Below are 6,037 nucleotides of genomic sequence, written 5' to 3'. Positions count from 1 at the left end.
CCCTCATTCTCTCCCGGCGCGGTGGCTCTAGTTCTTCTTTTGCCACCGTTCTCATCTTTAGTTAGTCTAAACTACAGAACTCAGAAAGAGCGTAGAAGGCAATTTGATCGGGACATAAAGGGTAAAATTAAAGAATTCAAGAAATCAAGAGACCGAGTTATGCGAGAGTTAGAAACAGAGTCTTACTATAGCAAGGGGGCAGATTTTTTGTTAACAACTTGCCCAGATTGCAATGAAAGAACTACGCTCGCCTACGGAGAGTTTAAAGGCATATGTACTAATCCAGAGTGTGGTAGTGGTCACGGTTTAACACAATGCGCGAAATGTGGCGAACTTACACCTGGTTATCCTTGGGAACCAAAGTTTTTTTGCGATTCTTGTTTAGATTGGATATCTGAGCAATAAAGAAACAGTTTGAGAGTTGTGCGTAATACAGACAACTTTATTAACATATCTAAAATCTAATCATTCAAGTTGATTAGACTGCTTTCAACCGAATTATTGCCAACATCATAGATACCTTGTAAAACCTGCTTTTTGCGTAAGTCATCAGATTTGTTATCAAGTCAAATTCATTACGAGGATGATTTAACAACAAGTGAAAAAAAGCAAGCAATAAGGATAGAAAAAATTTCCCTCAACCAGAATATAATAATCGTGTCAAGAAGCAAATTATGGTTAACCAGTTTCGCGTCACCAAAGTTCCCAATAATTTTGAATCTGCTATTAATTCACTGGAAACCAAACCTAAAGAATTTGCTCTGTACCTTGACGAGTCTGGAAGTCCCAAACCGAGTCCCGATGACTCCTCTCCCTTTTTTGCAATGGGTGGCGTTTTGATTGAGAGGAGCAACGAAGATATGATTAATAGTCTTCTAGTTGATTTCAAGAATCGCTGGAATATTCCTCAAAACACACCCTTACATGGCAATGAAATCCGCTCTCGAAAAAAACGCTTTGCTTGGCTAGGTAAACTCTCGGATTTAGAGCAAGAGCGTTTTATCGGAGACTTGACAAATACTATTATTAATTGCCCGATCATTGTTCAGGCTTGTGTTGTCTCCCGCCAAGGCTACCTAAAACGCTACTTGGAAATCTACGGCGAGAATACCTGGGAAATGATGAAAAGTGCCTTTTCAATTGTAGTGGAACGTGCAGCCAAATACGCATCACTCAGAAACGGTACACTGATGGTCTATTTTGAAGCAGCAGGTAAAACAGAAGACAGACTACTTAAGCAATACTTTAATGAGTTGCGATCGCAAGGCAATCGTTTCGATCTCAACCGATCTAGTCAATACTCACCATTATCTAACACGGATTTTTCGAGACTGCTGCGCGGTATAGATAGCAAAACAAAAAATAACCTAGTAATGCAACTAACTGACTTGTGTTTATATCCCGTTGCGCGCAGCCAAGACCAGCCTGATAATCGAGCTTTCTTATCTTTGAAGAAAGAAAATTTACTTGTAGACTGCGACCTAGAGCCTAGTCAGATACCCCGATTAGGTATTAAATACTATTGCTTTGATAAATCCTAAAAACAGCAAAACCGCCTATTCAGCGGTTATGATGCGGCAGTCATAACGACTACCCCTAGGCTTTGCCTAACAAAATTATAACTACAGGTCATTTAAACGTCAAGACACGGACAATCAATTGAGCTACCAAGTTGATGTTGATGGGACAGGAATTTTAATGCTGATTTTCCCACCCACCCAAAGCCGATCGCCCTCCATCCCCCGACACTACAGCAAACGGGCGATCGCACGCCCCCGTTCTCCCAATCTCAAAATTTCCTGACATTTTTTGTGCCAACTCGAAGTCATTCCGAGTATGATTTAAGGAGAAGCAAAAAAGACAGCCACCATGAGGATCGAAGAAATACCCCTCAACCAGATTCGCCGCCCCCTGCCGCGAGTCAACGACCAAACCAAAGTCGCCGCCCTCATGGAATCCATCCGCGAGGTAGGTTTAAACGAACCCATCGATGTGCTAGAAGTAGATGGTCAGTATTACGGATTTTCCGGCTGCCACCGCTACGAAGCTTGTCAGCGTCTCGGTTTAGAAACTATCCGCTGTAATGTACGCCGAGCTCCTCGTACCGTGTTGCAGATGCACCTAGCCTGAGCCTCTCAACAGAAATTCACAACAGTCAAAGAGACGATCGCCCAAACCAATCTCAAATATTCGATCGACAATCACCACTAACAACCTAAAAACCTATGACTGCCAACAACCACAAACAACATCTTTACCCCACCCGCATCGATATGTCAGCCGCCACCCGCACTCAAGTAGTCGGGCTGCTCAACGCCACGCTGGCAACGACTCTGGACTTAAAAACTCAAGTCAAACAAGCTCACTGGAACGTTAAAGGCATGGACTTCTACCAGTTGCACTTGCTGTTTGACGAAATGGCAACAGAACTCGAAGAATACGTTGATACGGTTGCCGAACGAGTCACAGCTTTGGGCGGTTTGGCTGTAGGAACAGCCCGCACAGCCGCCGCAGATTCGATCCTGCCAGAATTTCCTTTCGACATCCTAGACGGCAAAGAATACGTGACTGCTTTGGCCGATCGCTACGCACCATACGCCCAACACCTGCGAGTCGCGATCGACAAAACAGGCGAACTCGGCGACGCCGATACAGCGGATCTCTACACCGAAATTTCGCGGACAATTGACAAGCGTTTGTGGTTCCTAGAAGCGCATTTGCAAGGTTCTGCGACAACTGCAACAGCCGCCGCCCGCGAAAAAGTAGCCGTCAAATAGCCACAAAAACAGTTGTGGGGCGCAGCCCGCCACAGGCAAGATGCCTGGGCCACTTCTCTGGTGGGGTGGGCACGCCAGCCCGCCCCACAGATGTATTTCCTTAAGGCTCGTGACAGTTTACGCTCGAGAATATGTCCATTTAGCGAACAAACCTGACGGTCAACTGAGTACAGTGAGACCGCAGGCTTCTTTTTCCTTTTTTTCAAAGGCTTTTTATAGTGAGGTAGTTCCACCCCCACTTGCTAATATAGTATCAGAGTATTTCCCGAGCATCTTGGGGTATAAAAGAATAATTGTCGGTTTCCGTACCTACACCCGACGAGCCTTTCATCCCAAGGAGTAATTCCCAACGGGGTACGGGGCGCAGTGCTCTGATTAATCCCCTCTAAATATACGCCCGGGACTTCCCGGCTAATAGTTAATTTGGATGAGTTTTCGTGACTGCCAATATTCCTGATTATGCTCCTCAACTGCAACGCCTGATGCAACAAGCCGGGCTTTCGAGCGATCGAGAACTCAGCAAAAAAGCAGGAGTTCCCGAGATCCAGCTAAGTCGCCTGCGTCGCGGCTTAGCCCTGCAAACCCGAACCCACATCCTGCTCAAAATCAGTCAAGCTTTGCAAATTTCCTTAACCGAACTGCTCGCAACCTTGGCGCCAGACTATGTAGAGTTAGAACCGCCCGCACCGACAGCCCTAGAACAAGAATATCAGCGCCTGCAAGCTTCGATCGAACACCAGCGAGAATCTTTGATGCAGGAATTCCAGCTATCTAGCGTGCAAATTTTAGAATCTTGGATGTTGCAGTGGCCGACTGCTGCGAGCAAAGCTCAGGAAAATCACGAATTGCGGGCTCAGAAACTACTGCCCTTGCTGCGACCAGTCGAGCAGTTATTGGAGCATTGGGGGATAGAGTCGATCGCCCCAGTTGGAGCCTCGCTGCCCTACAACCCGCAACAGCACCAGCTCATCGAAGGAACAGCACAGCCCGGAGAACCAGTCAAAGTTCGCTACACAGGGTACAGACAAGGCGACAAACTCCTCTACCGCGCCAAAGTTAGCTTGGTTTGATGATGCTGCAATACCAACGCCCGCACAAAAATTATCCCGCTCTCACGCATTTACTAGCGGTGGCGAAGCGCTGCGAGTGAATGCGTTGCGATCCGCGACGATCGCCCTCTCTTGCACTCAAAACTATTCTCCCGCTCTCTGGCTCTGGCGCTTTCCCCCTCTCTTATTTGGATCGGAGTCCATCTCGCAGCTATACTAGCCTAGTCTGGCTAGAAATTCTGACATTCCCACTGCAAAATATGAGTCCTGTAGTTAAAATTATTCAGCCCTCTGGCATTTTAGACGGCACCAAGGCAAGTCAATTCCGCCAAGAAATTAGCGACCTAGTGGAAGCGGGAGCCGATGTGGTATTGATAGACTTCACTGATGTGACATTTATGGATAGTTCTGGTTTGGGCGCTTTAGTCTTGGCGCTCAAAACAGTCCGGGCCGCTGGGAGTCAATTAGTCGTCTGTTCAATCAACGAGCAAATCCGTATCTTATTTGAGCTCACCAGCATGGATCGAGTTTTCGAGATATTTCCGACCCGCGATGCTTTTAATAGCAAAATTCTCTCTACTAGCTAAATCTTTTGGCTGCTGCCTTCTTGCTATTTGGTTGCAGATGTGCTGCTTTCTTGTCAGCTAGCCAAAGTTTACCTTGAGTAAAGACCAATCATCATCAAAAACTGCTTTAGCGTTCAACGTTTGAATGTAGTTCAAAACTAGCTCTAACTGGTCGGCAGTTGCACCGTTGTAGGCTGCTAGCAGGTCGATGAAAGGGTCAAGCCCCCAGATATTGCCGTCAGGTTGGTGGATCTCGTATACCCCGTCGCTAAAGATGTAGAGAGTGCTCAAATCCTCGACATCGCAGCAATTATCGACATAGGGGGCGTCCGGGAACATCCCGACCGGCATTCCGGGGGTTTTTAATCGCTGGATTTTAGCAGTGGAAGCAGGCGACTGGGAAATCAACACGGCCGGGGGATGGCCGGCGCTGGCGTAAACTAGCTGGCGAGAAATGCGGTTGTAAACGCCGTACCAGATGGTGAAATACTTGTCATTTTGGTAGCTCATCTGGAAGGTGGTGTTGAGGGCGCGCAAAACGTCGCTGGGTTTGTAGTAGTCAATGTTGGGCAGTGCGCGCGATCGCAGCAAATTGAGCACGGCCACCGAAGGCAGCGCCGCCCGCAAACCGTGACCGGCTACGTCGAGCAAGTAAATCGCCAAATAATCGGCATCCAGCCAGTTGTAGTCAAAGCAATCTCCACCCAACTGCCGGGAGGGAATAAACTTTGCCTCAATGCTGACAGGTTCCGTCATCGGATCTGGCAGCAGCGATTGCACGTACTCCGCCGCCTCGGCTAACTCTGCTTCCAGACTTTGCTTGGCTATTTTCAAATCTCGGCTGAGTTGGTGCAGCCGCAATCCGGCGCGGACTCTCGCCTGCAATTCGTTGAGTTCGATCGGCTTGGAGATAAAATCGTCGGCACCGGCGTCGAGCCCTTTGACTCGATCGGCGATCGAACCCAAAGAAGTCAACAAAAAGAATTGTGTAGTTGACAGATCGGGATCTGCCTTAACTCGACGGCAGACATCTATGCCGGTCAAGCGCGGCATGATCCAATCGCAAATTATCAGGGCCGGACGCAATTTTTGCGCCTGGGCTACACCGTCTTCGCCATTACTTGCTACTGTAACTTCGTAACCCTGTTTTTTCAGGGTTCTTCTCAGCAGTTCTTGAACAGCAGTATCATCGTCTATAACCAGAATTTGAAACATGGGCACTCAGGTACTACAAGTCTTTCAAGGTCTGGGGGTCATTAAAAATATATCCTATCAGCGCGCTTGTCTGAGATTGAGTATAGTTTATTGACATCGCTTTTGGGCTAAATGCTTTTGCCTGCCAGCCATTGAGTTCAATTTACCTCTAAATTTGATGCAAATTTTGGCCTTGTCGAACTTCACCCCCAGTTTATACTCAGAATATAAACTTTGATGGACTTTTTTGGGCAGCAGGGGCGAATTGACATCGGGGCGGGACTTCTGGTATCATAAGTTGCTAATTAGTGGATTTGACATTTACTTTGCTAGCAGCAAAAGCTAGTATTATCAGAAAACTGGGTTTAAAACCTCGTTCTTTTAGGACGGCTTTAATTTCTTAAATCCATTCCTAAAAATCCCAAACTTGCTTGTATTTGTAGTATACTAC

At 47.1% G+C, this 6,037-nt stretch carries 7 protein-coding genes; 6 read left to right on the top strand and 1 reads right to left on the bottom strand.

Annotation, left to right across the window (positions count from 1 at the left end):
- From QUB70_RS31345 to QUB70_RS31320, 6 genes are all read left to right on the top strand, one after another.
- Positions 1–405: hypothetical protein (locus QUB70_RS31345; protein WP_332985664.1), on the top strand; the 405-nt coding region annotated here is incomplete at its 5' end.
- Positions 406–674: 269 nt separating this feature from the next.
- The gene (locus tag QUB70_RS31340) at positions 675–1,541 is read left to right on the top strand and encodes a DUF3800 domain-containing protein (RefSeq protein WP_332985663.1); all 867 of its coding nucleotides are present in this window, start codon (positions 675–677) and stop codon (positions 1,539–1,541) included.
- Between the two features lie 328 nt (positions 1,542–1,869).
- Positions 1,870–2,130: a sulfiredoxin gene (locus QUB70_RS31335; RefSeq protein WP_332985662.1), complete on the top strand. Its 261-nt coding sequence runs from the start codon at positions 1,870–1,872 to the stop codon at positions 2,128–2,130.
- A 95-nt stretch (positions 2,131–2,225) separates the two neighbouring features.
- Positions 2,226–2,777 (top strand): DNA starvation/stationary phase protection protein Dps, encoded by a 552-nt coding sequence (gene dps / locus QUB70_RS31330; protein WP_332985661.1) that lies wholly within the window; start codon positions 2,226–2,228, stop codon positions 2,775–2,777.
- Between the two features lie 437 nt (positions 2,778–3,214).
- Complete coding sequence (locus tag QUB70_RS31325) at positions 3,215–3,847, top strand: helix-turn-helix domain-containing protein (RefSeq protein WP_332985660.1); 633 nt, start codon at positions 3,215–3,217, stop codon at positions 3,845–3,847.
- A 239-nt stretch (positions 3,848–4,086) separates the two neighbouring features.
- Complete coding sequence (locus tag QUB70_RS31320; protein WP_332985659.1) at positions 4,087–4,413, top strand: STAS domain-containing protein; 327 nt, start codon at positions 4,087–4,089, stop codon at positions 4,411–4,413.
- 57 nt (positions 4,414–4,470) lie between these two features.
- On the opposite strand, the gene QUB70_RS31315 is transcribed toward QUB70_RS31320, so the two are convergent.
- Positions 4,471–5,607, bottom strand: a complete 1,137-nt coding sequence (locus QUB70_RS31315) for a PP2C family protein-serine/threonine phosphatase (protein ID WP_332985658.1) — start codon at positions 5,605–5,607, stop codon at positions 4,471–4,473.
- Positions 5,608–6,037: the final 430 nt, after the last annotated feature.

Origin of the sequence: Microcoleus sp. A003_D6 (genome assembly GCF_036702825.1) — a bacterium.
GTDB lineage: Bacteria > Cyanobacteriota > Cyanobacteriia > Cyanobacteriales > Microcoleaceae > Microcoleus.
This window is presented reverse-complemented; position numbering and strand designations above follow the sequence as displayed.